The organism is Amycolatopsis sp. NPDC051061, from assembly GCF_040682935.1.
In the GTDB taxonomy this organism is placed as follows: Bacteria; Actinomycetota; Actinomycetes; order Mycobacteriales; family Pseudonocardiaceae; genus Amycolatopsis.
On record NZ_JBFBBZ010000015.1, the window covers coordinates 83,937 to 108,546 of the forward strand.

At 72.9% G+C, this 24,610-nt stretch carries 24 protein-coding genes and 1 pseudogene; 9 read left to right on the plus strand and 16 right to left on the minus strand.

What is annotated here, in order from left to right; translation table 11 throughout:
• Nucleotides 1–94: 94 nt before the first annotated feature.
• Nucleotides 95–571: pseudogene (locus AB0N03_RS21685) on the plus strand (transposase); the annotation flags it as partial.
• 186 nt (nt 572–757) lie between these two features.
• Here AB0N03_RS21685 and AB0N03_RS21690 read toward each other — a convergent pair.
• The 3 genes from AB0N03_RS21690 to AB0N03_RS21700 form a co-directional block, all read right to left on the minus strand.
• Complete coding sequence (locus AB0N03_RS21690; RefSeq protein ID WP_364374445.1) at nt 758–1,642, minus strand: MurR/RpiR family transcriptional regulator; 885 nt, start codon at nt 1,640–1,642, stop codon at nt 758–760.
• Between the two features lie 9 nt (nt 1,643–1,651).
• Nucleotides 1,652–2,662 carry an NAD-dependent epimerase/dehydratase family protein gene (locus AB0N03_RS21695; RefSeq protein ID WP_364374448.1) on the minus strand — a complete coding sequence of 337 codons (1,011 nt, stop codon included), beginning with the start codon at nt 2,660–2,662 and terminating at the stop codon, nt 1,652–1,654.
• 150 nt (nt 2,663–2,812) lie between these two features.
• Nucleotides 2,813–3,274, minus strand: a complete 462-nt coding sequence (locus AB0N03_RS21700; protein ID WP_364374451.1) for a hypothetical protein — start codon at nt 3,272–3,274, stop codon at nt 2,813–2,815.
• A 194-nt stretch (nt 3,275–3,468) separates the two neighbouring features.
• Between AB0N03_RS21700 and AB0N03_RS21705 the strand changes: the two genes are divergently transcribed.
• On the plus strand, nt 3,469–4,974 hold the full coding sequence (locus AB0N03_RS21705; protein ID WP_364374454.1) for an MFS transporter: 1,506 nt from the start codon (nt 3,469–3,471) through the stop codon (nt 4,972–4,974).
• Nucleotides 4,975–5,182: 208 nt separating this feature from the next.
• Here AB0N03_RS21705 and AB0N03_RS21710 read toward each other — a convergent pair whose 3' ends face one another.
• The gene (locus tag AB0N03_RS21710; RefSeq protein WP_364374457.1) at nt 5,183–6,085 is read right to left on the minus strand and encodes a LysR family transcriptional regulator; all 903 of its coding nucleotides are present in this window, start codon (nt 6,083–6,085) and stop codon (nt 5,183–5,185) included.
• An 87-nt stretch (nt 6,086–6,172) separates the two neighbouring features.
• On the opposite strand from AB0N03_RS21710, the gene AB0N03_RS21715 reads away from it, so the two are divergent.
• Nucleotides 6,173–6,961: an SDR family NAD(P)-dependent oxidoreductase gene (locus AB0N03_RS21715; protein ID WP_364374460.1), complete on the plus strand. Its 789-nt coding sequence runs from the start codon at nt 6,173–6,175 to the stop codon at nt 6,959–6,961.
• Here AB0N03_RS21715 and AB0N03_RS21720 read toward each other — a convergent pair.
• Nucleotides 6,888–7,862 carry a LysR family transcriptional regulator gene (locus AB0N03_RS21720; RefSeq protein ID WP_364374463.1) on the minus strand — a complete coding sequence of 325 codons (975 nt, stop codon included), beginning with the start codon at nt 7,860–7,862 and terminating at the stop codon, nt 6,888–6,890. The genes AB0N03_RS21715 and AB0N03_RS21720 overlap by 74 nt on opposite strands.
• A 118-nt stretch (nt 7,863–7,980) precedes the next feature.
• On the opposite strand from AB0N03_RS21720, the gene AB0N03_RS21725 reads away from it, so the two are divergent.
• Both AB0N03_RS21725 and AB0N03_RS21730 read left to right on the plus strand, forming a co-directional pair.
• A complete protein-coding gene (locus tag AB0N03_RS21725; protein ID WP_364374466.1) occupies nt 7,981–8,688 on the plus strand; it encodes an SDR family oxidoreductase in 708 nt (235 codons plus the stop codon).
• Nucleotides 8,689–8,693: 5 nt separating this feature from the next.
• Complete coding sequence (locus tag AB0N03_RS21730; RefSeq protein ID WP_364374469.1) at nt 8,694–9,041, plus strand: SgcJ/EcaC family oxidoreductase; 348 nt, start codon at nt 8,694–8,696, stop codon at nt 9,039–9,041.
• Between the two features lie 66 nt (nt 9,042–9,107).
• Here the strand turns inward: AB0N03_RS21730 and AB0N03_RS21735 are convergent, their stop codons facing one another.
• From AB0N03_RS21735 to AB0N03_RS21765, 7 genes are read right to left on the minus strand one after another with little or no spacing between them, the layout of a single operon-like run.
• Entirely contained in the window at nt 9,108–10,610 is a 1,503-nt protein-coding gene (locus AB0N03_RS21735; RefSeq protein ID WP_364374472.1) for an FAD-dependent oxidoreductase, read from the minus strand.
• Entirely contained in the window at nt 10,607–11,308 is a 702-nt protein-coding gene (locus AB0N03_RS21740) for a class I SAM-dependent methyltransferase (protein WP_364374475.1), read from the minus strand. Before AB0N03_RS21740 ends, AB0N03_RS21735 begins: the two co-directional genes overlap by 4 nt.
• On the minus strand, nt 11,305–11,625 hold the full coding sequence (locus tag AB0N03_RS21745; RefSeq protein ID WP_364374785.1) for a lycopene cyclase domain-containing protein: 321 nt from the start codon (nt 11,623–11,625) through the stop codon (nt 11,305–11,307). The genes AB0N03_RS21740 and AB0N03_RS21745 overlap by 4 nt, the downstream gene beginning before the upstream one ends.
• Complete coding sequence (locus tag AB0N03_RS21750; RefSeq protein WP_364374478.1) at nt 11,622–11,978, minus strand: lycopene cyclase domain-containing protein; 357 nt, start codon at nt 11,976–11,978, stop codon at nt 11,622–11,624. The genes AB0N03_RS21745 and AB0N03_RS21750 overlap by 4 nt, the downstream gene beginning before the upstream one ends.
• A 1-nt stretch (nt 11,979) precedes the next feature.
• Nucleotides 11,980–12,924, minus strand: coding sequence for a phytoene/squalene synthase family protein (locus tag AB0N03_RS21755; RefSeq protein WP_364374481.1), 945 nt, complete (start codon nt 12,922–12,924; stop codon nt 11,980–11,982).
• The gene (crtI, locus tag AB0N03_RS21760; protein WP_364374484.1) at nt 12,921–14,393 is read right to left on the minus strand and encodes a phytoene desaturase family protein; all 1,473 of its coding nucleotides are present in this window, start codon (nt 14,391–14,393) and stop codon (nt 12,921–12,923) included. The genes AB0N03_RS21755 and crtI overlap by 4 nt, the downstream gene beginning before the upstream one ends.
• Nucleotides 14,390–15,478, minus strand: coding sequence for a polyprenyl synthetase family protein (locus tag AB0N03_RS21765; RefSeq protein ID WP_364374487.1), 1,089 nt, complete (start codon nt 15,476–15,478; stop codon nt 14,390–14,392). Before AB0N03_RS21765 ends, crtI begins: the two co-directional genes overlap by 4 nt.
• Nucleotides 15,479–15,656: 178 nt before the next feature.
• Between AB0N03_RS21765 and AB0N03_RS21770 the strand changes: the two genes are divergently transcribed.
• Entirely contained in the window at nt 15,657–16,667 is a 1,011-nt protein-coding gene (locus AB0N03_RS21770; protein ID WP_364374490.1) for a DUF5914 domain-containing protein, read from the plus strand.
• 160 nt (nt 16,668–16,827) lie between these two features.
• On the opposite strand, the gene AB0N03_RS21775 is transcribed toward AB0N03_RS21770, so the two are convergent.
• Nucleotides 16,828–17,190, minus strand: a complete 363-nt coding sequence (locus AB0N03_RS21775) for a hypothetical protein (RefSeq protein WP_364374493.1) — start codon at nt 17,188–17,190, stop codon at nt 16,828–16,830.
• Nucleotides 17,187–17,714 carry a MarR family transcriptional regulator gene (locus AB0N03_RS21780; RefSeq protein WP_364374495.1) on the minus strand — a complete coding sequence of 176 codons (528 nt, stop codon included), beginning with the start codon at nt 17,712–17,714 and terminating at the stop codon, nt 17,187–17,189. Before AB0N03_RS21780 ends, AB0N03_RS21775 begins: the two co-directional genes overlap by 4 nt.
• A gap of 165 nt (nt 17,715–17,879) precedes the next feature.
• Here AB0N03_RS21780 and AB0N03_RS21785 point away from each other — a divergent pair, with 165 nt between their 5' ends.
• Entirely contained in the window at nt 17,880–19,892 is a 2,013-nt protein-coding gene (locus AB0N03_RS21785) for a phosphocholine-specific phospholipase C (protein WP_364374498.1), read from the plus strand.
• On the opposite strand, the gene AB0N03_RS21790 is transcribed toward AB0N03_RS21785, so the two are convergent.
• Nucleotides 19,882–20,811, minus strand: a complete 930-nt coding sequence (locus AB0N03_RS21790) for an AraC family transcriptional regulator (RefSeq protein WP_364374501.1) — start codon at nt 20,809–20,811, stop codon at nt 19,882–19,884. The genes AB0N03_RS21785 and AB0N03_RS21790 overlap by 11 nt on opposite strands.
• Nucleotides 20,812–20,891: 80 nt before the next feature.
• Here AB0N03_RS21790 and AB0N03_RS21795 point away from each other — a divergent pair, with 80 nt between their 5' ends.
• Nucleotides 20,892–21,668 carry an NmrA family NAD(P)-binding protein gene (locus tag AB0N03_RS21795; RefSeq protein WP_364374504.1) on the plus strand — a complete coding sequence of 259 codons (777 nt, stop codon included), beginning with the start codon at nt 20,892–20,894 and terminating at the stop codon, nt 21,666–21,668.
• A 70-nt stretch (nt 21,669–21,738) separates the two neighbouring features.
• Nucleotides 21,739–23,073, plus strand: a complete 1,335-nt coding sequence (locus tag AB0N03_RS21800; protein WP_364374507.1) for an MFS transporter — start codon at nt 21,739–21,741, stop codon at nt 23,071–23,073.
• Here AB0N03_RS21800 and AB0N03_RS21805 read toward each other — a convergent pair.
• On the minus strand, nt 23,044–24,561 hold the full coding sequence (locus AB0N03_RS21805; protein WP_364374510.1) for a DUF2235 domain-containing protein: 1,518 nt from the start codon (nt 24,559–24,561) through the stop codon (nt 23,044–23,046). The genes AB0N03_RS21800 and AB0N03_RS21805 overlap by 30 nt on opposite strands.
• Nucleotides 24,562–24,610: the final 49 nt, after the last annotated feature.

Here is a 24,610-nt window from a genome sequence, read left to right on the forward strand (position 1 = left end):
CGCCCTCCTCTTGGATGCTGTTGGTTAATTGATCTTTGCTGGTGATCGGCATGATGTGGGTGGTCATGGTCGGTTCGATGAGTGGAGGTCGAGGGTGTCGGTGCGTCCCGGGGTGTGGGGGCCGGTTCCGGAGCAGACGGTCCGGGTGGCGCGGGCGGCGTTCCCGAAAGGCTGCCCGGTCCTCCGGTTACGGGACACGCTCGGGCCGGTGTTCGCCGACGCGGACTTCGCGGACCTGTTCCCGGCTCGCGGCAAGCCCGGTTTGTCGCCGGCGATGCTGACGATGTTGCTGCTGCTGCAGTACGGCGAGGACCTCTCGGATCGGCAGGCCGCGCAGGCGGTCGCGGCCCGGATCGACTGGAAGTACGCCCTGGGCCTGGAGCTGACCGACACCGGGTTTGATCATTCGGTGCTCTCGGAGTTCCGGGACCGGCTGGTTGCCGGGGATGCGGGGCAGCGGGTCCTGGACCTGGTGCTGGCCGCCGCGGCGGAGAAAGGGCTGCTCAAGACCCGTGGTCGGGTCCGGACCGACTCGACCCACGTGCTGGCCGCGATCCGGGAGGTCAACCGCGCCTGCCGACAAACCGGCCGAAAAGCCCTTGCAGCGGCGCGTTTGTCCACCACGAAGCCACCCTGTGGAAAGCCGCAGCCTCGCGTCACCCCGGCAGGATTTCGGCGAGGTCGCGAATGACCCATTCGCGACCTCCGGCGCCCCCAATGAGTCATTCGCGACACCGGAAACACGGGGAAAGCCGCCTCACGTGCGTCGCGAGCGCATGTCCCGTGGCGCCAACCGGTCGCGCAGCGCGGCGAGCAGCTCGTTGTTCGCCGACACTGCACCCGGGTCCCGCTTCGCCACCGCCAGCAGCAGGCAATCCAGCACCAGCGTCGTGCTCAAACCCTCCTGCGTGAGCCCCGTCGGGGACCGCACCGCCGGCAGCGTCACGTCGACCTGACTGTCCAAAGTGGCCCCCAGGGAATCCGTCAGCAGCAGGACTCCCGCGCCGGCCGCGCGCGCGTGGCGGACCGCCGTCGTCATGTCCGGCAGCAGGCGTTCGGGGGCGTTCAGCACGAAGACGTCGCCCGGCTCCAAGGGCAGCAGCTCGTCGGCGAGCCGGAACCCCGTCGCCGAGGTGCTGCGCGCCCGCCGGCCGAGGCGCTGGAGCCGTGTCGCGAGGTAGCGCATCGGGAGCTCCGAAATGCCCAAGCCGTAGGCGAGCACTTCGCGCGCGCCGGCGAGCAGGTCGACCGCCTGGGTGAAGGCGGGCTCGGTGAGCAGCCGCCGGGTTTCGGTGAGGCGGTCGACGGACTCGGCGAGCAGCTGGTCGAGCTGGGAGGCGGTGTCGTCGCCGGCCTCCTCGACCCGGTGCCGCAGGCGGGTGGCGGGCGTGTCCGACACGACGTGCCGCCCCACCGCGCGCTTGAGCTCGGGCAGGCCCGAATAGCCGAGGGACTTCACCGTGCGGATGACGGTGGCGTCGCTGGTGCCGCTCAGCTCCCCGAGCTCCCCGGCGGTCGACAGCACGATCATCCCGGGGTGCTTCCACAGGTATTCGGCCACCCGCCGCTCGGCGGCCGACAGCGCGCCGATCCGCTGCCCGATCCGCTCGGCCAGCGGGCCCTGGGTTTCCTCGTCGCTCACCCCGGAAGCCTACCCAGTGCTACCCCACGGCGTCGTGCTCGAGCAGGCTCCGGCCGCAGTCCACGACGCTCGTCCGCGCGGGCCGCGGCGACCACCCGAGCACCGACCTGGCCTTCTCGATGCTGTGCCGGTTGCGCCGTCCCAGCCCCGGCATGATGTCGCGCAGCGAACGGTCGAACAACGCCGCCACCCGCACCACGATGTCCGGCAGCTGCCGCGTCGGGACCTGCGGGCCTCCTCGCCCAAGCCCTCGCGCAAAGCCGAAGCGATGTCTCGCATCCACAGGAACTCACCGGTCGCCAGGAACCGCTCGCCGGCCGCCGCAGGAGCCGTCATCGCGCGGACGTGGACGTCGGCCAGGTCGCGGACGTCCACCACCTCGAGCCCGATCCGCGGCGTGCCCGCCACCGAACCCGCGAGCAGCCGCGCGATGATCCGCGTCGAACCCCTTGTGTCCGCGGACAGGATCGGGCCGAACACCGCGCCCGGCAGGATCGTCGCCAGGGTCATCGAGTCCTCGGTGGCCATGAACTCCCACGCCGCGCGCTCGGCGGCCGTCTTGGCCCGGCGGTACGCGGGCAGGCCCGGCGGGTCGAGGTCTGTCCACAGTGTCTCGTCGGTGACGCCGTCGGTCGCGTAGGACGACGGGCTCGCCGTGTTGGCCGCCGACGTCATCACCACCCGCCGCACCCCGGCCGCCGCGGCGGCCCGCAGGACGCGCAGGGTGCCGTCGCGGGCCGGGCCGAGCAGGTCCGCGCCGGCCAGCGGGGACGCGACGTGCAGCACGTACGCGCAGCCGTCGGCGGCTTCCTTCCAACCGTCGTCGGAGGTCAGGTCCGCGACCGCGAACTCCAGCCGGTCCGCCCGCGGCGACACCGTCGCCACGGCCCGCCGGACCCGATCGGCCCGGCTCGCGTCGCGGACCGTGGTGCGCACGTCGTAGCCGTCGTCCAGCAGCCGCGCGACGCACCAGCCCGCGACGTAGCCCGTGCCCCCGGTGACCAGGACCGTGTCGGCCATGACCTCACCTCGCTTTCGTTAGCCATTCGGCTAATGAAGCCAAGGTAGCAGCCGGCGTGACGGCATGTCGACTCGAACGGGCACTTTCACGGCACGGGCTCGCCAAAGCGGTCCAGGAACCGCGCGCTGGCCTGCTCGTCGAGGACGTGCTCAGGCCTCGCGCGAGCTGACGGCGCAGGGTCCGAAGAACAGGCACTCGATGACCGCCCGCGCGTCGAGTTCCCGCGCCCGGGGCTCGAGGGCGTCCAGCTCGGCGCCGAGCCGGCCGAGGTCGATGCCGCCGTCGGCGGCGTACGGGAAGTACTGCTCTTCCGTGTCGTGCTCGGGACACCCGTTGCGGCGCTTGTTCCCGGCCGGGAGGATCCCGACCACCTCGTCGCCCCGGCGATCGAACGCGAAGTAGCACTGCAGGCGGGCGGGCGTGACGAAGTCGATCGTGTTGATCGGCCGGCCGCCGAACGTCGCCGGGTAGTGCCAGCCGCACCGCGGGTCGTCCGTGAAACCGGGGTCGCCGGGGTCGCGTTCGCCGTCGAGGTGCCAGCCGCGGCCGGTGAGGAGCTCGTGCAGGCCGAGCTGGCGGACGAGCGGCGGGTCGGTCGGCGAGGCGGTCATCGGGGTCCCTTCGAACGCGGCGGTCCGCCCAGTGTCGTCCCCGCCCGTTCGCCACGAACGGGTGACCGCGGCCGGGTGCCGCGCCGGCGGAGCGCCACCGAGACCGGCGGAACCGAGACCGGGACCGGCCGTGAGTCTCGGAATCCGGACGTAGCGTCGGGGGAAACCGGTGCCGCGGAAGAGGGGCGAGGTGCATGCGGGCGGAGCTCGATGCCGCCGACGGGTTCGTGCTGTCGACCGGCCGTCGCGCGTGGACGGTCGGCGTGATGTGCACGGCGGTCGGCCTGGTGATCGCCATGGTGACGATCGTGAACGCGGCGCTGCCCGCGCTGGCCGCCGACACCGGCGCGAGCCAGGCCGAACAGACCTGGATCGTCGACGTCTACACGCTCGTGCTGGCCGCGCTGGTGCTGCCCGCCGGCGCGCTGGGCGACCGGCACGGGCGTCGCGGCGTGCTCGTCGCGGGCCTGCTGGTGTTCGCCTTCGGATGCGCCGCGCCGGTGTTCCTCGACACGTCGTCGTGGATCATCGCGGCCCGGGCGGTCACCGGGCTCGGCGCGGCGATGATCATGCCGGCCACGCTGTCGATCATCACGGCGAGCTTCCCGCCGGAGCGGCGCGGCCGGGCCATCGGGACCTGGGCCGCGGTGGCCGGCGTCGGCGGGCTCGGCGGGCTCGTGCTGGCCGGGGTGCTGCTGCAGCACTTCGCGTGGCATTCGGTGTTCCTCGGGCCGGCGGTGCTGTCGGTGGTCCTGGTGGCCGCGAGCCTGACGGTGCCGACGTCGCGCGACCGCCGTCCGCACCCCTTCGACGTCGTCGGCGCGGCCCTCGGCGCCCTGGCGATCGGGGCGGTGGTGTTCGGCATCCTGCGCGTCGCCGATCTCGGCTGGGACAACGCGCTCGTCCTCGGGTCCATCGCGGGCGGGCTGGTGCTCGGCGCGCTGTTCGTCGGGTACGAGCTGCGGTGCACGTCCCCGCTTCTGGACGTCCGGCTGTTCGGCAACGCGGCCTTCGCGGCCGGCTCGGTTTCGGTGACCGTGCAGTTCACCGCCGCGTTCGGGATGTTCTACGCGCTGGCGCAGTACCTCCAGCTGGTGCAGGGGTATTCGGCGCTGAAGTCGGGGCTGGCGCTGTGGCCCGTCGCGGTGTCGTTGTTCCCGCTGTCGCTGGCCTCGGCGCCGCTGGTCCGCCGGTTCGGGTTGCGTGCGGTGACGTGTGCCGGGCTCGCCGTCGTCGTCATCGGCATGGTCCTCATCGGACAGCTGGACGCCGGGAGCGGGTACGCCACCTTGGCGATCGCGGTATGCGTGCTGGGCGCGGGGATCGGGGTGACGGCCCCGGCCGCGACGAGCGCGATCCTCGACAACGTGGCGCCGTCGCAGTACGGCGTGGCCTCGGCGGTCAACGACGCGACGCGCGAAGTCGGGGCGGCACTGGGGATCGCGCTCGTGGGCAGCGTGCTTTCCGCCGGCTACACGGATTCGGTCCGCTCGGCGACGGCGTTGCTGGCACCGCCCGCGCGCGAAGCGGCGGAAGGTTCGCTGGCGGGCGCGCTCGCGGTGGCAGCGGGTCCGGGCGGCGCGGACCTGGCGGCGGCCGCGCGCGCGGCTTTCGCGCACGGCATGGGAATCAGCATGCTGGCGCTGGCGGCCGTCGTGGTGGCCGGCATCGCCGCGACCGCGGTGCTGGTCCGCCGCTGAGCGTGTATCTGGGGGCGGCCGCCGGTCCCTTTGTCGACCAGGACGGGGCAAGGACGGCACCCTCGGCTCGGTCACCGTCACGGACTCGCAGGCGGGCATCGGCACGCTGACGGCGTTCTTCAACGCCTTGCCGGGCGCGGACTACCACCTGACGTACGACGTGCACAGCAGCAGTCCCGGGAGGGCAGGTTTCTTCCCCCGGTGGTGCTCAGCCGCGCAGCTCGGCCGCCTGCTCCCGGAGGGCGTCGACCACCGCGGTGGCGCCCGCCGAACGGCCCGGCCGGGTGACCACGACCGCGGCCCGGCCGCGCCACGCCGGGTCCTCGACGGGGACGACCGCGACCCCGGCCGGCACGGACGCGGCCGCCACCCCCGGCAGCAGCGCGATCCCCAGCCCCGCCGCCACCATCCCCAGCCGGGTCGTCCAGTTGCGGACGGCGTGGCCGACGCGGGGCTCCTCCAGCGTCGGCCACGCGCCGAACTGCGGCTCTCCACGCCCGCCGCGGCCGACGATCCATGTCTCGTCACGCAAGTCCGCGACGTCCACCGGCCGCCGGTGGGCGAGCCGGTGCCCGGCCGGGACGGCGACGCGCAGGTCGTCCTCGGTCAGGACGTCCTGGTGCAGGCCGGCGAGGTCGTAACCGGGCAGCCCGTCGCCGACCCCGATCACCACGACCTCGGTGCGCCCGCCGCGGAGCCGGGCGAGCAGCGCCGGGGTCGCGCCTTCCTCGAGCGTGACGGCCAGCCCGGGGTGCCGGGTGCGCAGGACGGCGAGCGCCCGGGGGACCAGGACCGCCGTCGCGGCCGGGAAGGCGCCGATCGACAGGCGCCCCGCCAGCCGGTCGCGCAGGCCGGCCAATTCCTGCTCCGCGGTGTCGACGACCGCCAGCGCGGTGGTCGCGTGCCGGGCCAGCAGTGCCCCGGCGGGGCTCGGCCGCACCCCGCGGGCGTGCCGCTCGAACAAGGCCGTGCCGGCGGCGGCTTCCATCATCGCCACCTGCCGCGAGATGGCCGACTGCGTGTACCCGAGCGACGCGGCCGCCGCGGTGAACGAGCCCGTGGCCGCCACTTCGCGGATCACCCGCAGGCCGGTCAGCGTCACTTCTGCCATGCCGCCAGCCTAGCCATGAGTGATACGCACAGCAGATGTGCGAAGACATCGCTGGTGCTCATGCCTCGAGAAGCTCAGCATGGAAGCATGATCTGGTTCATCACAGGATCCTCGAAGGGCTTCGGCCGCCACTGGGCCGAGGCCGCCCTCGACCGCGGCGACCGGGTCGCGGCGACCGCACGCACCCCCGCTCGGCTCGACGACCTCGTGCGGCGGTACGGCGACGCGGTCCTCCCGCTCGAGCTCGACGTCACCGACCGCGAGGCCGCGTTCGCCGCGGTCCGGCGCGCCGCGGACCACTTCGGCGGCCTGGACGTCGTGGTCAACAACGCCGGCTACGGCCACTTCGGCCGGGTCGAGGAGCTGAGCGAAGACGACGTCCGCGCCCAGCTCGAGACGAACTTCTTCGGCGCGCTCTGGGTCACGCAGGCGGCGCTGCCGATCCTGCGGGCGCAGCGCCGCGGGCACATCATCCAGGTCACCAGCGAGGGCGGCGTCGTCGCGTTCCCGGGCATCGGCGCCTACCACGCGTCGAAGTGGGCGCTGGAAGGCCTTTCCCAGTCCCTCGCCCAGGAGGTCGCGGAGTTCGGCATCCACGTGACCAACCTGGAGCCGGGTCCGTATGCGACGGACTGGCTGGACGTGGGCTCGCGCCGGAGCATCCCGAACCCGGACTACCCGGAGGCCGGTGAAGGGCACTGGGACGTCGGCGACCCGCACGCCACCCGGGCCGCGGTCCTCGAACTCGTCGACGCCGCCGACCCGCCCCTGCGGATGTTCCTCGGCAAGTCCCTGCCGGCGGTCACCGAGGAGTACCAGGCCCGGCTGAAGACGTGGGAAGACTGGCAGGCCGTGGCGGTGCGGGCGTTCGGCTGAGCGCCGCGTGCGGGTCGTCCGCGGGGACCCACCCGGTGTCGAGGTCCAGCGGGTCGACGTCCTTGGCCAGTGCCTCGATCGTCGCCAGGACCGTCGCGCGGGTTTCGTCGCGGCGGGACACCAGCGACCACGTCCACAGCGGCGCCGGGCCGGTCACCGGCCGGCGCGCGAGGTCCGGCGGGACCGGCGTCGTCTGGCCCTTCGGCGAGTTGAGCACCGGGCGCCGCAGCCGGCGGACGTGGTCGAAGAACGCCGGACCGGTGACGCCGCCGTCGTGGGTGTGCACGACCTGGGCGCCGGTGACTCTCGCGAACTCCTCGGCGTAGCCGTTCCACGACGCCCAGCTCGCGGTGTCGGCGTCGACGAGCACGACGACGTCCTTCGCCGCCACCTCGGCGGTGCCGGCGCCGATCGCGTGCAGGCGGTCGGCGCCGAGCAGGTGGGCTTCCAGGTCGTGTTCGGCCAGGTCGGCGGCCCGCGCCCAGCAGATCGCCAGGTCGATGCTCTGGTCGGCGACCCGGCGCAGCTGGGCGTGCGAGGGCAGCACCCACGTGTCGACGTGCAGGTGGGCGACACCCGCGACGCGGTCGAGCAGGTCGGCGGGGTGCCAGTTGACGTACCCCAGCCGCACCGGCTCGCGGGCGGCGATCCCCGCGGCCGAGCGGCGCAGCTCGTCAGCCTGCTCCAGCAGCGCGCGGACCCGCGGCAGCAGCGACTCGCCGCACTCGGTGAGCGTCACGGAGCGGCGGTCGCGGTCGAAGAGGCGGACACCGAGGTCGCGTTCGAGCGCCTTGATCTGCTGGGACAGCGAAGGCCCCGCGATGCGCAACCGCTCCGCGGCCCGGCCGAAGTTCAGCTCTGTGGCGACGGCCACGAAATACCGAAGCTGGCGTAGCTCCATACCGGGAGCTTAGTGCGGTGAGAGTCCGGGCCTTCCAGCTGAGAGCGAAGCGGTCGTGGCGAACCGGTTCCGGCGGGCACATCCTCGGCTCAGGAAGCCCACCCCACCAGGAGGAACCATGAACACCCAGAAGGTCGCGGTCGTCACCGGCGCTTCACAGGGCATCGGCGCGGCCGTGGTCGAGGCGTACCGCAAGCTCGGCTACGCCGTGGTCGCGAACTCGCGGTCCATCGCCCCGTCGGGTGACGCCGGGATCCTGGCCGTCGCGGGCGACATCGCCGACCCGGCTGTCGGCGCCCGCGTGATCGACCAGGCGCTGGCGACGTTCGGCCGCGTGGACGCGCTGGTGAACAACGCCGGCGTCTTCGTCGCGAAGCCGTTCACCGAGTACACCGGCGACGACTTCGACCTCGTGACCGGCGTCAACCTGCGCGGCTTCTTCGAAGTCACCCAGCGCGCGATCGCCGCGATGCTGGAGGTCGGCGGCGGGCACGTCGTCAACATCACGACGAGCCTCACCGACCACGCGAACAGCGCGGTGCCCTCGGCGCTGGCGTCGCTGACCAAGGGCGGCCTGAACGCGGTCACGAAGTCCCTCGCGATCGAGTACGCCACGCGGGGTGTCCGCGTGAACGCCGTGTCGCCCGGCATCATCCGCACCCCGATGCACCCGGAGTCGACGCACGACGCGCTCGCGGGCCTGCACCCCCTCGGGCGGATCGGCGACACCGGCGACATCGTCGACGCGGTCGTCTACCTCGAGGGCGCGCCGTTCGTCACGGGCGAGATCCTGCACGTCGACGGCGGCCAGAGCGCGGGACACTGACCGTCATGGACATCCTCACCGGAGTACTGGACGCGTGGAAGTCCGCGGTCGACGCGCACGATCCCGAGCGGGTCGCGGCGTCCTTCACCGAAGACGCGATCTTCCAGGGCCTGCACCCGTACAGCGTGGGCCGGGACGGCGTGGCCGCGTACTACGGCTCCCAGCCGCTCGGCATGACGGCGGAGTACCGGATCTTCGAGACCCGCCGGCTGGCCGAGGACGTGCTCCTCGGGTATTCGAGCGTGGACTTCGCCTTCACCGACCGGCCGACGATTTCGGTGCACCTCGGTGTGATCGTGCGCCGGGTCGGGGACGCCTGGCTGATCGCCCACTACCAGGTCTCGCGGCTCTGACGGACCTGCCCGACCGTCATGAAAGGGTCGTTCATGTCGTCAGCCGACATGAACGACCCTTTCATGTCATCGCGGAAGCCGTGATCCGGCCACCCAACGGTCCAGCCAGCGGAGGCGGCCGCGGTTCGGGACCGAGCGCAGCGGGTGCCCGGCCACACCCCAGCCCGTCAGCAGCTCGTTCGCCGCCGCCCAGCCCGTTGTCGCCGCGCGTTCCATCAACGCCACCGGGAGGTCGATCCGGATCGCGTCGCCCGCCAGGACCAGCCCCGGCTCCGGCGTCGCGACGCCCGGCCGCGAAAAGAACCCGCCCACCGGGAACAGCGGGCAGTCCTCCCGCGTCACCGTGAGCTCGCCCAGCACGCGGGCATCGGCCGTCTCCGGGTAGAGCTCGTGCAGCCGCTTGTCCAGGCCCACGCCGTCGGACGCGTACGCGTGCAACTCGACCACCGACCCCCCGGTGCGCCCGGCCCAGCGGCGGGCCTCGCCCTCGTACCGGTCGAGGACGCTGATGTTGTCCAGCGGCGGCAGGCCGCCCGTGCCCAGGAAGGCCGGCCGGTGCGCGGCGACCGGCCGGTCGAGCCACAGCCGCCGGACGACGAACGGGGGCGCCGTGCGCAGTCCTTCGATCGCCGCCCGCCACGACGGCGTGCCCAGGCCGGGGGACGCCGCGACGATCCGGCGCAGACCCGCGACGTCGCAGGCGAGCACGACGGCGTCGAACCGCGAGCCGTCGACCCGGAACCCGTCGGCGTCGCGGGAGATACGAGAGATGGCCGTCCCGCACCGGATGTCGGCGCGCCGCCCGGAAAGGTAGTCGCCCAACGGGTTCCACAGCGCCTGCGGGAACGGCTCGGCGGGGACGTCGAAGAGCAGTCCTTCGGAGGAACCCAGGAAATAGAGGTGGAACATCGTCGCCAGTTCGGCCGCCGAAAGCTCGCCCGGGTCGGCGAAGAAGCTGCGCGAGAACACCTCGAACGCCAGGTGCCGGGCCGCTTCCGGGAAGTTGATCGCGCCGAGGAACGATGCCGCGTCGAGGTGGTCGAGCTGCTCGTAGACGCGGGGGACGCTGACGGTCGCCAGCGGCAGCGCCTGCCTCCCGTCGAGGCGCAGCAGGTCGCGGGCGCGGAAGGTCGGGCTGCGCAAGGCGAACGCCAACGCGTTCAACGGCGGTGTCCGCGGCAGCCCGGCGAACGTGTCGGTGCGCCCGTGCGGGTCGAGCAGCGGGTAGTCGGGTACCGGGACGAGCCGGTCGAGGCCCGGGTCGGTGCGCGAGAGCAGGGCCCGCAGGTTGTAGTACTGCCGGAAGAACGCGTGGAAGCCGCGGCTCATCGTGACGCCGGTGCCGTCCGGCAGCCGCTCGGCCCAGCCGCCGGCCCGGCCGCCCAGGTAGTCCTCCCGCTCGAACACCGTGACGTCGGCCCCGCGTTCGGCGAGGCCGGTCGCCGCGGTGAGCCCGGCGATGCCGCCCCCGACGACGGCCGCGCGCGGACGGCGGCCGAGCAACCCGGCGTCGGTGAGCCCGCCGGGTGCGGGGTGGGTTTCGGCCCGGCGGTCGCGTCCGGCGATCACGGCGCCGTGCCCAGGACCGTGTGGACGATCCCGCGCGACCAGCCCGGCATCGTGCCGGTGCGGACGTCGGTGAACCCGGCGCGGGTCAGCCGGTCGCAGAGATCGCCGACGCCGTCGAAGGCCACGACGCTGCGGCGCAGGTGCCGGTAGAGCGTGGCGTCGCCGGTGGTGACCCGGCCGAGCGGGATGACGATCGCACCGCACACCGCGTTCCACACCCAGCGGGCGCGGCGCGAGTCGCGGACGGAGTACTCGTGCAGGGCGAGGTGCCCGCCGGGGCGCAGCAACCCGCGTAGGGCCCGCAGGGTGGCGTCGGGGTCGGCGACGTTGCGCAGCAGGTAGGCGGCGAAGACCGCGTCGAACGGGCCTTCGGGTGGTTCCTCGACCGGGGTGTGCCGGAAGTCCACTGTGGACGGCCAGCACTTCGCGCGGGCCTGGCTGAGCATCGCGCCCGACGCGTCGATCGCGGTGACGCGCGCGTCCGGGGCGATCTTCAGCAGCGCGGCCGTCGACGCGCCCGTGCCGCACCCGGCGTCGAGGATCCGCAACCCGGTCCGGCCCGGCCGGATGAGCCGGCGCGCCGAGAGGCGGAGGTCGCGGTGGTAGCCGGGGTTCAGCCCGACGAGCCGGTCGTACGACGCGGCGCCGTGGTCGAACGCCCCGGGCACCTCGGCCCGGGGCAGGCCGTTGTCCTTCACGCACTGTCCTTTCGCGACTTGCCGCGTTCCCACAGGAGCAGGACCGCGGTGACGAGGGCGTAGCCGAACAGGAAGTCCTCCACCGGGATGTCCCACGGGAACCGCCAGCCGGTGATGCCGGCGGGGGAGTAGCGGACGATCGGCGCGGACAGCTTGGTCAGCCAGCCGTCGACCGGGATCTGGAACGCCACGACGATCACCATCGTGACCCAGTACGTGCCCCGCCGGAACAGCCCGGTGCGCAGGAGGAGCACCTCCGCCGCGACCACCGCGAGCACGGCGGCGACCGCGGGAACCGTGTAGCCCCAAGGCATCAGCGCCGCACCCGCCGCCGGTCGAGCAGCGGCCGGGTCAGCCGCCGCACCAGCTGCCCGGTCAGGCCGACCGCCTCGTACGTCAGGACCCCGCAGATCGGGACCACGACGAAGAAGAGCACCTCTTCGAGCGGGATCCCGAACGGCAGGCCCAGCCCGGTGACGAACGCCGGGTCGAAGTCCCAGACGCCGGCGGCGATCGCCAGCGCGTCCCACACCAGGAACACCAGGGCCACCGGCAGCACCGCGCGCGCCAGCCGCCCCGGGCGGCGGTACACCCGGGCGCCGGCCAGCTCCAGCGGCAGCGTCACCAGGACGCACGCGCCGAGGACGAGCAGGTACTCCCCGCGCCCCACGTCAGGTCACCGCCGGGTGCCGGCGCCGGGCCCACTGCGCCCGCACGAGCGCGTCGCAGGCCGCGACCAGCCGCCGGTGGCGGGGCACGCGGGCCCGGCCGGCGAAGACGTTGAAGCCGGCGGCTTCGATGCGGTCGAGGATCCCTCCATAGAGGACGTACGCGGTCGCGACGCACGGCCGCGACACCGGGTGCAGCATGGCGATGCCCGGGTGGGCCTCGGCGTAGACGCGGCGGGTGGCCGCGACCTGGTCGGCGAGCGCCCGCCGCACCGGCGGGTCGATCCGGCGGGTGCGGACGCACCAAGCGAGCCGGTCGTGGTCGACGCCGGCCGCGGCGAGCTCGTCGGCGGGCAGGTAGACCCGGCCGCGGCCGAGGTCCTCGGCGACGTCCCGCAGGAAGTTGGTCAGCTGGAAGGCCTTGCCGAGCGCGGCGGCGCGCGGCGCGGCCTCCGCGCGCGGGACGACGGTGCCGAGGATGGGCAGCACCTGCAGCCCGATGACCTCGGCCGAACCGTGCACGTACTCGTCGAGCGCGGCGCGGGTCGGGTAGCCGGTCACGGTGAGGTCCATCCGCATCGAGGCGAAGAACGCCCGGAAGTACGGCTCCGGAATCGCGTACCGGGTCGCGGTGTCGATCACGGCGGTGCGCAGCGGATCGTCGCTGTGCCCGGCGGCGAGCTCCTTGAGGAACTCGTCTTCGACGTCGAGCAGGGTCGAAGCGATCGCGTCGGGCGTGGCGCCGGGTTCCGGTTCGTCGACGAGGTCGTCGAGGCGCCGGGCGAACCCGTAGAGGGCGTGGACGGCGGGGCGCTGCGCGGGGGTGAGCATGCGGGTGGCGAGGAAGTAGGTGCGGCCGTGTCGCGCGTTGAGTTCGCGACACCGCGCGTACGCCTGGCGCAGCTCGGAGCGGGTGATGCCGGCGGCGTCGAGCTCGCGGCGGGTCATCGGGTTCCTGCCCCGGTGATCCGGTCGGCGGCGAGCCGCCCGGAGAGCAGCACGGTGGGCACGCCGACCCCGGGTACCGTCCCGCCGCCCGCGAGCACGACGTTTTCCGTGCCCGGCGGGAGGTTCCGGGGCCGGAACGGTCCCGTTTGGACGAACGAATGGGCGTAGCTGAACGGCGTGCCCGCGACCATCCCGCGGCGCGCCCAGTCGGCCGGGCCGAGGACGTGCCACGCCTCGGGTTCGAAGCCGGGCAGCAGGTCGGCGCGGACGTGGTCGAGGATCTCCTTGGCGTACGGTTCCGCCTCGCTGTCCCAGTCCCGTGGTCCCCGCCGGAGGTTCGGGACCGGGGCCAGGATCGAGAACAGTTGCCGTCCGGCCGGGGCCAGCCCGGGGTCGGTCGCCGTCGGGCGGGTGATCAGCAGGGACGGGTCGCTCATCCGGCTGCCCTCGGTGATGAGCTCGTGGAAGGTCGACGCCCAGCCGTGGCCGAACGAAATCGTGTGGTGCCCCACCGGCCAGTCCCCGGGGCCGCCCGCGTGCAGCACCAGCGCCGACGGCGCCGGGCGCAACGGGATCGGGCGGCGCGGTGCGCGACCCAGCAGCCGATAGCTCTCGTGCGGTTCCGTGGTCAGGACGACGGCGTCGCCGGGGATGCGTTCGGCACCGCAGAGGACGGCCGTGATCCGCGCGCCCCGGCGTTCGAGCGCCGTCGCCGCCTCGCCGAACCGGAACTCCACTCCGACCTCTTCCGCGACGCGGGCCATGGCCCGGGGCACCGCCGCCATCCCGCCTTCGGGGAAGTACACGCCGCCGACGGTGTCCATGTAGGAGATGACCGCGTACAGCGCGAGCGCCCGCATCGGCGACTCGCCGGCGTAGAGCGCCTGGAAGGTGAAGACCCGCTTGAGGCGCTCGTCGCGCAGGAACGCGCCGATCTTCCGGTCCAGGCGCCGGAAACCGCCGAGCGCGACGAGCCGGGCGAGGTCGCCCGAGACCAGGCCGAGCGGCGAGTCGATGTTGCTCGCGACGAACCGGTCGAACTCCGCCGCGTACAGCCGGGTCAGCCACGCGCGCAGCCGCCGGTACCCGGCCGCTTCGTCCGGGCCGGCGAACTCGCGGACGGCGTCGGTCATGCGGTCCGCGTCGGCGTGCACCGGCAGCACCGAACCGTCGGCGAAGCGCGCGGTGTAGGCCGGGTCGAGCCGCGTCAGCCGGAGGTGGTCGGCCAGCTCCGCGCCGGCCGCGGCGAACGTCTCGGCGAGGATCAGAGGCATGGTCAGCACGGTCGGCCCGGTGTCGAGGTGGTAGCCGCCGGTCACCACCCGGCCGGTCCGGCCGCCCGGGCCGGGATCGCGTTCCACGACGGTGACGTGCCGGCCCCGGCCCGCCAGGTGCAGCGCGGCGGACAGCCCGGCCAGCCCGGCCCCGACCACCACGACGCGGTCGGTGCGCCCGGTGACCGTCCTCATCGGACGCGCTCGGTGCAGCGGTTCGCGAGGACCGTGAGCGCGGAAGCCGCTTGCCGCGGCAGGGAAACCAGGTCGATCGCTTCGAGGGCGCGGCGGACGCGGTCGTCGATGAACTTCTCCAGCTGGTCGCGCGCGCCGGTCGCGGTGATCAGCTCCCGCCAGCGGGCGACGGCGCCAGTGTCCACCTCGTCCAGGGCGAGCAGGCCGGTGAGCTCGGCGCGCTGCCGGCGGTCGGCCAGGTCCTGCGCGAGCACGACCACGCTGGACGCCTTGCGCTCGCGCAGGTCGTCGCCCGCGGGCTTCCCGGTGACCGCCGGTTCGCCGAACACGCCCAGCAGGTCGTCGCGGAACTGGAACGCTTCGCCGAGCAGGCCGCCGTACGTGCCGAGCGCGGTGATGACGTCTTCGGGGCAGCCGGCCAGGGCGGCGCCGAACTCCAGGGGACGGCGGACGGTGTAGTTGCCGGACTTGCGGCGGATGACGTCGAGGACGTCGGCCCAGGACGGCCGGGCGCGGGCGTCGTTCACCAGGTCGCCGAGCTGGCCCACGGCGAGTTCGGACCGCAGCAGGTCGTAGACCGGCCGGCCGCGGGCGAGGGCGCCGGCGTCGAGCCCGCTTTCGTGCAGCAGCTGCTCGGACCAGACGAGGAACAGGTCGCCCATCAGCACCGCGGCGGATTCGCCGAACCGGGCCGCCGGTCCGCTCAGTCCCTGCTCTTCGTGCCACCGTGTGAAACGGACGTGCATCGACGGCCGCCCGCGCCGCCGCGCCGAGCCGTCCATGACGTCGTCCTGGGCCAGCGCGAAGCAGTGCAACAGCTCCAGGCTGGCCGCGGCGCGCAGGGCGGCCGCGCTCTCGGGGCCGCCGCAGCGCCAGCCGGTGTAGGCGAACATCGGGCGCAAGAACTTGCCGCCGGTGACGAACTCCGGCAGGACGGTGGGGGCCGGGGTGTCCGCCGCGTGTCCGGTGAAGTGCTCCCGCACCCGCTCGGTGACGAAGGCGTGGACGTCATTCCCGCACCGCCGGCGCAACGCGTCGAGCCACGCCACTGATCCGGCGGCACCGTCGGTGGGAAGCGCCGTCATCGGACTCCTCTCGCCGTGTCGCGATGCACAATCGATGCGCAGACTCGGCGAGGGTCGACGACCACGCCGGAACTCCTCCGCTGTTACCCGGACTGTACTGACGTAAACGTGGATTCGCTCGGTGGACAAGAAAGCCCGCTGCGTTGCGGGTGCGATGCGGATCGGCCACGATGGACCGATGAACGTCACCCGCCGGATCGCCGCGGGGTGGCCGCGACGCTGGCCCGTCCAGCCGTTCGCCGAACCCCGGTGGGCCAAGCAGGAACCGACCTACCGCGACTGCTCGCCCGCGCTGATCGAAGCGGCGGGCAAGCGCGCCTCGGCCCGGCCGTCCGGCAACTGGTTCGTCATCGGGGCGAGCCGGGAGGTGCGCGCCGACCGGCCCTTCGGCGTCACCGTGGGCGGCCGGGAGCTCGTCGCGTGGCGCGACGGTCACGGCGAAGTCCGGATCGGGCCGGGTGCCTGCCCGCACCTGGGCGCGCCGCTCGCCGACGCGCGGGTCGACGGCGGCGGTCTCGTCTGCCGGTGGCACGGACTGCGCATCGACGGCTCGAAGCGCGGGACGTGGTCACCGGTGCCGGCGCACGATGACGGCGTGCTCGTCTGGGCGCGCCTCGACCGCGTCGGCGGGGAGCCGCCGACCGAGCAGCCGGTGGTGCCGGCCCGCCCCGGTGGCGCGGCCCGCATCGACGCCGTCGCGACGGTGACCGGGACGTGCGAACCCGAGGACGTCGTCGCGAACCGCCTCGACCCGTGGCACGGCGCCTGGTTCCACCCGTACTCGTTCAGCCGCCTGCGGGTGCTCGAAGCGCCGCAGGGGATCGACGTGGCCGACGCCGACGACCGGTTCCTCGTGGAGGTCACCTTCCGGCTCGCCGGCCGCTGGGGCGTCCCGGTCCTGGCGGAGTTCACCTGCCCCGAGCCGCGCACAGTGGTGATGCGCATCGTCGAGGGCGAAGGCGTCGGCAGCGTCGTCGAGACGCACGCGACCCCGCTCGGCCCGGGCCCCGGCGGCCGCCCGCGCACGGCGGTCATCGAGGCGACGATCGCGGCGTCCGAGCGGCGCGGGTTCGCCGTCGCCGCGAAGCTGGCCCCGGCGATCCGCCCGCTAGTGCGCCACACGGCGACCCGCCTGTGGCGGGACGACCTCGCCTACGCCGAACGCCGTTACGCACTGCGCGCGGGCTGAGTTTGCGGGGCCGCGAACCGGGTATTCCGGGCGCGGCGGTGCCCCGCCCGTGTTCGAGCTCAGCCCGCGACCATGATCCGGGCAGTCGGGCGGGTGCCGCTGTTCCTCTCTCGTCGCGGCCGGCCCGAGACGCGGCGGAAGGCGCGCGCCGGCGCCGCTGTCAGAGACCGGCCGCCGCCATGACCGGGTGCCACGGCGTCGCGTCGAAGATCAACGTGATTGCCGTGATCTTCCCGTCCCGCAGCCGGAAGTGCTCGGCCGTGCGCTGAGTCCCGACCGGCGTCGCCGTGTGCACGTCGTACACGAGCGTGGCCTCCGACTCGCCGTACAGCTCGCTGAGCATGTCGACGCCGGTGACCACGCTGACGAACCCGCCGAGCCCGGCGAGGTGGCCGCGGGCGTCGTCGGAGCCGATCAGCGGGCTGCGGAACGTGAACGTGCCGGCGAGCTGCGCGGCGGCGGTGGTCACGTCGCCGGCGAAGCGGGCGCGGGAGTACGTCAGGACGGTGTCGCGGGTGGTCATCGGGCCTCCAGGTGGCGGGCGAGGTGCTGCTGGTTCTCGGCGAGGCGCAGGCAGAGGTGCCGCAGCTGGGTCGTCTCGGCGGCGGTGAAGCCGCGGAAGAGCGCCGCCATGGCCAGCTGCGACGGACGGCGGAACTCCTCGAGCCACGTCCGGCCGTCGTCGGTGATCCGGACCAGCACGGACCGCCGGTCGCGCGGGTCGGGGACCCGCACCGCGTGCCCGGCGCGCTCCAGGGTGTCGACCAGGCCGGTGACGTTGCGCGAGCTGACCCCGGCGGACGCGGCGAGGTCCTTGATGTTCGCTTGCGAGCCGCTGAGCCGGATGAGGAGGTCGAGGGCGCCGGGGCTGAGGCCGCGGCTGTCGGTGCCGTGGGAGCGCAGCTGGTCGAGGCTCCGCGCGGCGGTGCGGACGGCCGCGGCGGCTTCGAGCACGCCGGTGTCCTCGCCGCGGGTGAACTCGGCCAGCGCGCCGCGGACGTCGGGGGAGTAGAGGCGGTCGTCGGGGTCTTTGGCGAAGTCGTTCATAGTGAAGTACTACATTAGTACGTACTTCCGTATTCGTGTCAAGATCATGTCCGACCGCAGTCGTTTACCAGGGTTTCGCCCGGCGTTAGCCTCGGGCCCGGCACAGGTTCTCGAAGTCCCGCACATACTGACCCGGCTCTCCACCACGACACCCCCGGAGTCCCCATGACGGACGTCAACCGACGGCGTTTCCTGCAGCTGGCCGGCGGCACCGCCGCCCTTTCCGCCCTCTCGACCAGCATCGCGCGCGCCGCCGAAATCCCCGCCCACCGGCGTACCGGGTCCTTGACGGACATCGAGCACGTCGTGGTCCTCATGCAGGAGAACCGGTCGTTCGACCACTACTTCGGCACGCTGCGCGGCGTCCGGGGCTTCGGCGACCCGCGGCCGGCGACGCCGGCTTCCGGCAAGTCCGTCTGGGCGCAGTCGGACGGCAAGCGCGACATCTTGCCGTTCCACCCCGAAGCGGACAACCTGGGCCTGCAGTTCATCCAGGACCTGCCGCACGGCTGGAACGACACGCACGCGGCGTGGAACGGCGGCAAGTACGACAAGTGGGTGCCCGCGAAGGGCTCGACCACGATGGCGTACCTGACGCGCGAGGACATCCCGTTCCACTACGCGCTGGCCGACGCGTTCACGATCTGCGACGCCTACCACTGCTCGTTCATGGGCTCGACCGACCCGAACCGCTACTACATGTGGACGGGCTACACGGGCAACGACGGCCAGGGCGGCGGCCCGGTCCTCGGAAACGACGAGAAGGGCTACTCCTGGACGACCTACCCGGAGCGGCTCGAGAAGGCCGGGGTCTCCTGGAAGATCTACCAGGACGTCGGGGACGGCCTCGACGCCGCCGGCGGCTGGGGCTGGATCGAAGACGCCTACCGCGGCAACTACGGCGACAACTCGTTGCTGTACTTCGACTCCTACCGCAACGCCAAGCCCGGTGACGCGCTGTACGAAAAGGCCCGCACCGGCACGAACGCGAAGGCGGGCGACGGCTACTTCGACCAGCTGCGCGCCGACGTCAAGGCGGGGAAGCTGCCGCAGGTTTCGTGGATCACCGCGCCGGAAGCCTTCTGCGAGCACCCGAACTGGCCGACGAACTACGGTGCCTGGTACATCGCGCAGGTGCTCGACGCGCTGACGTCGAACCCGGAGGTCTGGAGCAAGACCGCACTGTTCATCACCTACGACGAGAACGACGGCTTCTTCGACCACGTGGTCCCGCCGTACGCCACGGCCGAACAGTCCACTGTGGACACGACCGGGGAGATCTTCGCGGGCTCGGCGTCGAACCCGGCGGGCCCGTACGGGCTCGGCCAGCGCGTCCCGATGCTCGTGGTCTCGCCGTGGAGCAAGGGCGGCTACGTGTGCTCGGAGACGTTCGACCACACGTCGATCATCCGGTTCCTCGAACGGCGCTTCGGCGTGCAGGAGCCGAACATCTCGGCGTGGCGGCGCTCGGTGTGCGGCGACCTGACGTCGGCGTTCGACTTCGCCCGCACCGACGTGCGCGTGCCCGCGCTGCCGGACACGGCCGGCTACGAGCCGCCGGACCGCGTGCGGCACCCGGACTACGTGCCCGCGGTGCCCGCCCACAACGTGCTGCCGAAGCAGGAACGCGGGCTGCGGCCGGCGCGGGCGCTGCCGTACGACCTGTCGGCGGACGCCCGGCTGGCGGGCGGCACTCTGACCGTCACGTTCGCCAACCACGGCCGCGCGGGTGCGACGTTCTACGTCGTGACGCCGTCGGGTGAGCCGCGGACGTACACGGCCGGCGCCGGCAAGTCCCTGTCGGCCGCCTTGCCCGCTTCCGGGGCTTACGACTACACGGTCTACGGGCCCAACGGGTTCGTGCGGCAGTTCCGCGGCGGCGTCGCCGGGCCTGAGGTGAGTGTGCGCCAGGAAGGCGGGGAACTGACGCTGGTCCTGACCAACAGCGGCACCACGACGGCGCGGCTGACGGTGTCGGACGCGTACGGGCGGTGCTCGTCGACCCACCAGCTGCGGCCCGGTGCGCGGGTCGTCGAGCACGTGGACACGCGGCGCAGCAACAACTGGTACGACGTTTCGGTTTCGTCGGACCGTGACGCGAAGTTCCTGCGCCGCTCGGCGGGGCACGGGGAGACGGGCCGGCCGAGCACGAGCGACCCGGCGACGCTCACGAAATGACGTTCTCGCGACCGCGGCGCCAGTCCGAGGGGCTGGCGCCGCGGTTGCGTTTGAACGCCACGCTGAAGGCGAACGGGTCTTCGTAGCCGACCGCCTTCGCCACCGCGGCGACGCTGTCTTCGGTGTCGCGCAACAGATCCGCGGCCAAGGTCATCCGCCAGCCCGTGAGGTACGTCAGCGGCGGCTCGCCGACGAGGTGCGCGAACCGCGCGGCGAACGCCGCCCGGGACAGCCCGGCCCGGGCGGCCAGCGCCGCGACCGTCCACCGGCGGGCGGGCTCGGCGTGCAGCAGGCGCAGGGCTTCCCCGACGCCGGCGTCGTCCAGCGCCCGGAACCAGGCCGGCGGCGCTTCCGAGGCGCACCACGCCCGCAAGGCCAGCACGAGCACGAGGTCCAGCAGACGGCGCAGCACGGCGTCCTGGCCCGGCTCGTCGCGGGCGACTTCGGCGGCCAGCAGGTCGAGAGCCGCCCCGGTCCGCGGCCCGGCGGGCACGACGGCCAGCGGCGGGAGCATGTCCAGCAGCCGTCCGGCGACGACGCCGTGGAGTTCGTACGCGCCCCGCAACATCGTCGTGGCACCGGGTGAACCGTCGCCGTAGGTGCGCGGCGCCCGGGGACTCACCTCTCCGGTGCCGGTGATCGGATATTTCCGCCCGCCCCGGATCACGACCTGGGGCGCGGTGGCCGGGTCGTCGGCGATCGTGTAGCCGGGCACCTTGATCAGCGCGATGTCCCCGGCGGCCAGGCGAACCGGTGGCCCGGATCCGAGGCCGAGGAACGCGTGCCCGCCGAGCGTGGCCACCATGGTCAGCGGCGGGGCGTCCGCGAAGGTCAGCGACCACGGCGGCCGCTGGATCAGCTGCCGGACCAGCGCGTCCGAGGCGTGGGCCCGGTGCAGCAGATCGCTCAGCACGTCCATGGACCGACCCTAGACGATCACAAAGGAACCATCGACTTTCTCCCATGGATCGTCTCGTGCATCCACGGTTGCCTGAAGGCATGAGCATCCTGATCCTCGGCGGCACCGGCAAGACCGGCCGCCGCGTCGCCCAGCGCGTCGACCGTGCCCGAATTGCTTCGCGCGGCAACGGTTTCGACCTCGGCGATCCGTCGAGCTGGGCACTGGACGGCGTCACGGCCGTCTATCTGGTCGAACCCGACTTGCGGGCCGGACCACGGCTCCCGCGGTTCGTGACCGAAGCGGTGGCGGCGGGGGCGCGGCGGCTGGTGCTGCTGTCCGCGCCGCGCGCCGGCGAGGAGGGCCATCCGCTGCACGCGACCGAGCGGGCCGTCCGCGAATCCGGTGTCGGCTGGACCATCCTGCACCCGAACTGGTTCGCGCAGAACTTCAGCGAAGGCCCGTGGGCGCAAGGAATCCGCGACGGCGTGCTGACCCTGCCGACCGGGGAGGGACGCACTCCGTTCGTCGACGCCGAGGACATCGCCGAGGTCGCCGTGGCGGCGTTGACCGACGACCGGCACCACGGCGAGGTCTACGCACTGACCGGTCCGCGGGCGGTCGGCTTCGGCGAAGCGGTCGAACTGATCGCCCGGGCCGCCGGGCGGAAGATCGACTACCTCGACGTCGACCCCGAAGCGTTCATCGAGCGGCAAACCGCTTACGGCGTCCCGGGAAACGTGGCAAGGCTGCTCACCGGCCTGCTGACGGACCTCCGCGACGGCCGGGGCGCCGACCTCGAAGACGGCGTCGAGCGAGCTCTCGGCCGGCCGCCGCGGTCGTTCGAGGACTTCGTCGCGACAACCACCTGGGCCTGACGGGCTTGCCGATCATATCGGAAACCATATACGATCCTCGCCACCCACCGCAGGCACCGAGGGAGCTGTCATGGCGAGAGGCATCGATCGTGAACACCGCCGGGTCGTCCTCGCCGCGATGGCCGGCACGACCATCGAGTGGTACGACTTCTTCGTCTACGCCATCTCGGCCGGGCTGGTCTTCGCCACGCAGTACTTCTCCGCGCTGGGGAAGGACGCGCTGATCCTGTCGTTCGCGACCGTCGGCATCAGCTTCTTCTTCCGGCCGATCGGCGCGATCGTCGCCGGGCACCTGGGCGACCGGCTCGGCCGGCGGGCGATGCTCATCGCGACGCTGCTGCTGATGGGCGTCTCGACCGTGCTGATCGGCCTGGTGCCCACGACCGCGTCGATCGGGGTGGCGGCCCCGATCTTGCTGGTGCTGCTGCGGATCGTGCAGGGACTCTCGGCGGGCGGCGAGTGGGGTGGCGCGGCCCTGCTCGCCGTCGAGCACGCCCCGGCCGACCGGCGCGGGCTGTACGGCGCGTTCCCGCAGATCGGCGTGCCGGTCGGGCTGTTGCTGGCCAACGGCGCGCTCGCGCTGGCGGCCGCGGTCACGACGCCGGCGCAGTTCCTGGCGTGGGGCTGGCGCATCCCGTTCCTGCTGAGCTTCGTGCTCATCATCGCCGGGTTCGTGATCCGCAGCCGCGTCGCGGAGAGCCCGGTGTTCGAGGAGGTCCGCCGGACGCGCGGCCGGTCGAGCCTGCCGCTGGTGCCGCTGCTGCGCCACCACGGGACGCTCGTCGTCCTCGGCGCCCTGCTGTTCGCGGCGAACAACGCCGTGGGCTACATGACGACCGGCGGGTACGTGCAGTCGTACGCGACGAAGAACCTGCACCTGGACCGGTCCGCGGTGCTGGTCGCGGTGATGATCTCGGCGGTGGCGTGGCTGGTGAGCACGCTGGTGGGCGGCCACCTCGCCGACCGTCTCGGCCGGCTCACGGTGTACCGCATCGGCTTCGCCGTCCAGCTGGTGTGGATGGTGCCGTTCTTCGCCCTGCTCGACACGGCGAACGTGGGCCTGCTGGTGCTTGCGCTGGTGTTGTTCTCGGTCGGCCTCGGGTTCACCTACGGCCCCCAGGCGGCGTTGTACGCGGAGATGTATCCGACGCGCGTGCGGTACAGCGGCGCGGCGTTGTCGTACGCGATCGGTGCGGTGCTCGGCGGCGCCTTCGCCCCGACGATCGCGGAGGCGCTGCAGTCGAGCACCGGCACGGTGTACTCGGTGTGCGCGTACCTGGCGGGCATGACGCTGATCGGGCTGGTGGCGAGCTTCTTCGTGCGCGACCGCAAGGGAGTTCCGCTGCACGACGTCGAGGAGAAGGTGCCGGCGCGGTCAGCCGAGTCGCTTGACGGTCAGCCGTAGCGAACCTCGGTTGCCCGAGTACCCCAGCCAGCTGTCGTTGGCGAAAGCGTGGAAGTAGCCCGGCTTCCGGTTGGTCCACCTTTCCAGCCGGCCGCCGATCGGGAACGCCTCGTACGGCTGCTGCACGTCCTGGGCGTCGAGGTCGCGGGCCGCCACCGCACCGATGAGCGTCATCCACTTCGCGTCTTCGCAGCGGCGGCCGCCGAAGGAGCGGGCCTGGGCGTCGTTGAGCCGGGCGAGCTGGGTCTGGAGCCAGGCCGATGTCGTCGCCAGCGCCTGCAGCAGGTCCTGGAGGTCCAGCCGGGCGTCCGCCTCGGTGCCGTCCGGGTGGTGCGCGATCTTCCCGTCCAGCCAGGTCCCTTCGGCGCCGAACTCGTACTCGCCGGGCTCGAGGTAGATCCCCGTCCAGTTCCACGGCTTCCCGGCGTAGACGTCGACCGTCGCCGACTCGCCGGCTTCGAGGCGGCGCCCTTCGCGGTAGGTGCCCGTGGTGATCGGCGGCGTCGCCTGCCGGTCGACGGCGGACGGGGCGATGTCGGCGGAACCGGCGGTGATGAACGGGAAGGCGCGCGGCGCCGGGCACAGGACCGTGTACACGCTCTGGAGCGAGTTGTGCAGCACGTCCCGGGCGTCCGGCGCGATCTGCTGGTACATCGCGTCGTCGAAGACCAGGTCCGGCACGGCCGCGCGGCACTCGTCGATCATCCACCGCAGGGCGGCGTCGGACAGGCCGGTGCGGTCGTGGCCGCCGCCGACGTCGCAGTGGTCGCCGGGGAACCAGACCTGCTTGGCCGTGCGGTCGCCGGTCACCTCGTGCAGGTTCGACCACAGGGTCGGCATGAACGGGCCGCGCATCTCGTCGATGGCCAGGGCCTGACGGGCGTGCTTGACGTGCTCGCCGAGCTTGGTGTCGTGGAACCGGGGCAGGTGCCCGACGTGGTCTTCGACGAGCTTGAGCGGGCCGAGCCAGTCCGGGATGCCGAGCGAGCCGACGGTGTCCCAGACGCCGAGGAACTCGATCGGGACCGGGTCGGCGGCCTCGCCGGCCTCTTTCCGGTAAACGGTGGTGAAGAGCCGGTCGACCTCGGCCCAGAACTCGGTGGAACCGGCGGTTTTGAGGTCCGCCGGCAGGCCGCACCGGCTGATCATGCCGCCGAGGCTGCGGACGGTGAACGCGCCGCGGCTGAACCCGAAGAGGTGGATCGCGTCGCCGGGGGAGTAGGTGCGCGCGAGCCAGCCGTAGGCGCTCTTGATGTTCTCCGAGAGGCCCTTGCCGACCAGTCCGCCTTCGAGGTGGTCGAGCAGCCCGGTCCCGGTGCCGACGCCGGGGTGGTAGTACCGCGGCTGGGTGTCGAGGTTCGCCACGGTGTGGTGCAGCCGCGCGACGTTCGTCGGCGCCGGCCGGCCCTGTTGCTGCTGGTCGGGCGTGTTCCACGTACCGTCGCAGCAGACGACCAGGTGCCGCCTGGCCCTTTTCGGCTCGTTCATCCGATCCCCTTCACTCCCCTTGGGATGTTCGAGAGTAGGAGACGGTGAG

Bases quoted from the DNA above. Each gene is read 5' to 3' on its own strand.
- AB0N03_RS21695 (WP_364374448.1), bottom strand. From the start codon at position 2,662: ATGGCCGACACGGTCCTGGTCACCGGGGGCACGGGCTACGTCGCGGGC.
- AB0N03_RS21700 (WP_364374451.1), bottom strand. From the start codon at position 3,274: ATGACCGCCTCGCCGACCGACCCGCCGCTCGTCCGCCAGCTCGGCCTG.
- AB0N03_RS21705 (WP_364374454.1), top strand. From the start codon at position 3,469: ATGCGGGCGGAGCTCGATGCCGCCGACGGGTTCGTGCTGTCGACCGGC.
- AB0N03_RS21710 (WP_364374457.1), bottom strand. From the start codon at position 6,085: ATGGCAGAAGTGACGCTGACCGGCCTGCGGGTGATCCGCGAAGTGGCG.
- AB0N03_RS21715 (WP_364374460.1), top strand. From the start codon at position 6,173: ATGATCTGGTTCATCACAGGATCCTCGAAGGGCTTCGGCCGCCACTGG.
- AB0N03_RS21720 (WP_364374463.1), bottom strand. From the start codon at position 7,862: ATGGAGCTACGCCAGCTTCGGTATTTCGTGGCCGTCGCCACAGAGCTG.
- AB0N03_RS21725 (WP_364374466.1), top strand. From the start codon at position 7,981: ATGAACACCCAGAAGGTCGCGGTCGTCACCGGCGCTTCACAGGGCATC.
- AB0N03_RS21730 (WP_364374469.1), top strand. From the start codon at position 8,694: ATGGACATCCTCACCGGAGTACTGGACGCGTGGAAGTCCGCGGTCGAC.
- AB0N03_RS21755 (WP_364374481.1), bottom strand. From the start codon at position 12,924: ATGACCCGCCGCGAGCTCGACGCCGCCGGCATCACCCGCTCCGAGCTG.
- crtI (WP_364374484.1), bottom strand. From the start codon at position 14,393: ATGAGGACGGTCACCGGGCGCACCGACCGCGTCGTGGTGGTCGGGGCC.
- AB0N03_RS21765 (WP_364374487.1), bottom strand. From the start codon at position 15,478: ATGACGGCGCTTCCCACCGACGGTGCCGCCGGATCAGTGGCGTGGCTC.
- AB0N03_RS21770 (WP_364374490.1), top strand. From the start codon at position 15,657: ATGAACGTCACCCGCCGGATCGCCGCGGGGTGGCCGCGACGCTGGCCC.
- AB0N03_RS21775 (WP_364374493.1), bottom strand. From the start codon at position 17,190: ATGACCACCCGCGACACCGTCCTGACGTACTCCCGCGCCCGCTTCGCC.
- AB0N03_RS21780 (WP_364374495.1), bottom strand. From the start codon at position 17,714: ATGAACGACTTCGCCAAAGACCCCGACGACCGCCTCTACTCCCCCGAC.
- AB0N03_RS21785 (WP_364374498.1), top strand. From the start codon at position 17,880: ATGACGGACGTCAACCGACGGCGTTTCCTGCAGCTGGCCGGCGGCACC.
- AB0N03_RS21790 (WP_364374501.1), bottom strand. From the start codon at position 20,811: ATGGACGTGCTGAGCGATCTGCTGCACCGGGCCCACGCCTCGGACGCG.
- AB0N03_RS21795 (WP_364374504.1), top strand. From the start codon at position 20,892: ATGAGCATCCTGATCCTCGGCGGCACCGGCAAGACCGGCCGCCGCGTC.
- AB0N03_RS21800 (WP_364374507.1), top strand. From the start codon at position 21,739: ATGGCGAGAGGCATCGATCGTGAACACCGCCGGGTCGTCCTCGCCGCG.
- AB0N03_RS21805 (WP_364374510.1), bottom strand. From the start codon at position 24,561: ATGAACGAGCCGAAAAGGGCCAGGCGGCACCTGGTCGTCTGCTGCGAC.